Origin of the sequence: Flavobacterium sp. FPG59 (assembly GCF_002150205.1) — a bacterium.
Lineage (GTDB): Bacteria > Bacteroidota > Bacteroidia > Flavobacteriales > Flavobacteriaceae > Flavobacterium.
Genome location: NZ_MTCA01000318.1, coordinates 1 through 2,357, shown reverse-complemented (window position 1 = coordinate 2,357; position 2,357 = coordinate 1). Strand labels below are relative to the sequence as shown.

The window sequence follows — 2,357 nt, the reverse complement described above, 5'->3', positions numbered from 1 at the left end:
GAAGTCAGTTTTTAAAATTTCAAACTTTTCTTCAGTGATGTAATTATAATCAAAAACTCGGTATAATTGTGACCTTGTTTCTCCAGCAGATCCTTTTGCTATAGACAAAAATTGTCTAAATTCTAAATTTCCGTTTCTTTCAAATCCTTCAGCAATGTTATCCATTATCGAGCCTGAAGATGATTTTATTTGATCCTTGAATCTGAAATCATTTTTTAAATCTGATTCTACAGTAATAATATGAATTTCCTTGGCTAGTCGTCGAGCCTCTTTCCAAATCTCTAAATCTTCAAACCTAGTTATTGTCGCCATTTATTTTTGTTTAAGGTTTAAAGTTAGTCATAAGTTGCTCAACTTTAAACCTTAAACTTTAAACAAATTTTTATCCCACCGAACCTTCAAGAGAAATTTCCAATAATTTTTGTGCTTCTACTGCAAATTCCATTGGCAGCTTATTCAATACATCTTTACTGAAACCGTTTACAATTAATGCAATTGCTTTTTCAGTTGGAATACCGCGTTGGTTGCAATAAAAAACTTGGTCTTCGCCAATTTTACTAGTGGTAGCTTCGTGTTCAATTTTTGCCGTTGGATTTTTACTCTCAATGTACGGGAATGTATGTGCTCCACATTTGTTCCCCATTAATAAAGAGTCGCATTGTGAAAAATTACGAGCATTTTCAGCATTAGGAGAAATACGCACTAAACCACGGTAACTATTTTGTGATTTACCAGCAGAAATTCCTTTAGAAATAATAGTCGATTTTGTGTTCTTACCAAGATGAACCATTTTAGTACCCGTATCGGCTTGTTGGAAATTATTAGTTACCGCAATTGAATAAAACTCACCAACTGAATTATCTCCTTTTAAAACCACTGATGGGTATTTCCAAGTTACTGCTGATCCTGTTTCTACTTGTGTCCAAGAAATTTTTGCGTTTTTCTCGCAAATCCCTCTTTTGGTCACAAAGTTATACACACCACCTTTTCCTTCTTTGTTTCCAGGATACCAGTTTTGTACGGTTGAATATTTTATTTCGGCATCGTCAAGAGCAATCAGCTCAACTACCGCAGCGTGTAATTGGTTTTCATCACGACTTGGAGCAGTACAGCCTTCAAGGTATGAAACGTAGCTTCCTTCGTCGGCAATCAGCAAGGTTCTTTCAAATTGTCCAGTACCAGCTTGATTGATACGGAAATAAGTAGAAAGTTCCATTGGGCAACGAACGCCTTTTGGTATATAACAGAAAGATCCGTCAGAGAATACAGCCGAGTTTAACGCAGCATAAAAGTTGTCTTTTTGCGGCACTACAGTTCCTAAATATTTGCGAACTAATTCTGGATGTTCTTTAATGGCTTCAGAAATACTCATGAAAATAATTCCTTTTTCGCCTAATGTTTTCTTGAATGTTGTCGCTACCGATACCGAGTCAACTACGATATCCATGGCCACATTATTCATCATTTTTTGCTCATCTACAGAGATCCCTAACTTTTTATACATTTCTAAAAGTTCCGGATCTACATCATCTAAAGTTTTATTAGGATCAACTGCTTTTGGTGCAGAGTAGTATGATATAGCTTGGAAATCTGGTTTTTCATAACGTACGTTAGCCCATTCTGGTTCTACCATTTGCTCCCAAGCACGAAAAGCCTCAAGGCGCCAATCGGTCATCCATTGTGGTTCTTCTTTTTTAAGTGAAATGGCACGAACAATATCTTCATTTAAACCAATAGGAAACGTTTCAGCTTCCAACTCGGTATAAAATCCGTATTCGTATTCTTTATTTTCGAGTTCGATTTTTAAGTCGTCTTCTGTATATTTTGACATATTTTTTTTGTCTTAAAGTTTTTTAAAGTCTAAAGTTTTAAAGTCATTGCAAGTCTTTCGGCTTTATGACATTTGACATTATGACTATAGAGAGAATGATTCTCCGCAACCACATGTTCTTGTTGCATTCGGATTGTTAAAAACAAAACCTTTTCCGTTTAATCCACCAGAAAACTCTAAAATAGTTCCTGCTAGGTAAAGGAATGATTTTTTTTCAACCGCTATAGTTATGTCGTTGTCTACGAATATTTTATCGTCTTCGCCTTTGTTGTTATCGAATTTCAAATCATAAGATAAACCCGAACAACCTCCGCTTTTAACACCAACCCGCACATAATCTGTTGCGGCGTCAAAACCATCGTCTTTCATCAAGTCGATAATTTTCTTTTTGGCAGTATCAGAAACTTTTATCATGTTTATGTTGTTTTGCAATAACATATTGATTGTTAAAATCCACCTAGCATCTTTGTTATCAGAGCTTTATATTTTAAGTCAATTATGCTATCTTGATTTTGTCTAAATTAAC

General features: G+C 35.1%; 3 protein-coding genes. All 3 read right to left on the bottom strand.

The window, feature by feature from the left end:
- Nucleotides 1–312, bottom strand: a 312-nt coding sequence (locus tag FPG59_RS15520; protein WP_086455454.1) for a four helix bundle protein, incomplete at its 3' end; no start/stop codon positions are given.
- A 70-nt stretch (nucleotides 313–382) separates the two neighbouring features.
- Nucleotides 383–1,831, bottom strand: coding sequence for a Fe-S cluster assembly protein SufB (gene sufB / locus FPG59_RS15515; RefSeq protein ID WP_086455453.1), 1,449 nt, complete (start codon nucleotides 1,829–1,831; stop codon nucleotides 383–385).
- Between the two features lie 84 nt (nucleotides 1,832–1,915).
- Nucleotides 1,916–2,245: an iron-sulfur cluster assembly accessory protein gene (locus FPG59_RS15510; protein ID WP_086455455.1), complete on the bottom strand. Its 330-nt coding sequence runs from the start codon at nucleotides 2,243–2,245 to the stop codon at nucleotides 1,916–1,918.
- Nucleotides 2,246–2,357: the final 112 nt, after the last annotated feature.

Bases quoted from the DNA above. Each gene is read 5' to 3' on its own strand.
- sufB (WP_086455453.1), bottom strand. From the start codon at position 1,831: ATGTCAAAATATACAGAAGACGACTTAAAAATCGAACTCGAAAATAAA.
- FPG59_RS15510 (WP_086455455.1), bottom strand. From the start codon at position 2,245: ATGATAAAAGTTTCTGATACTGCCAAAAAGAAAATTATCGACTTGATG.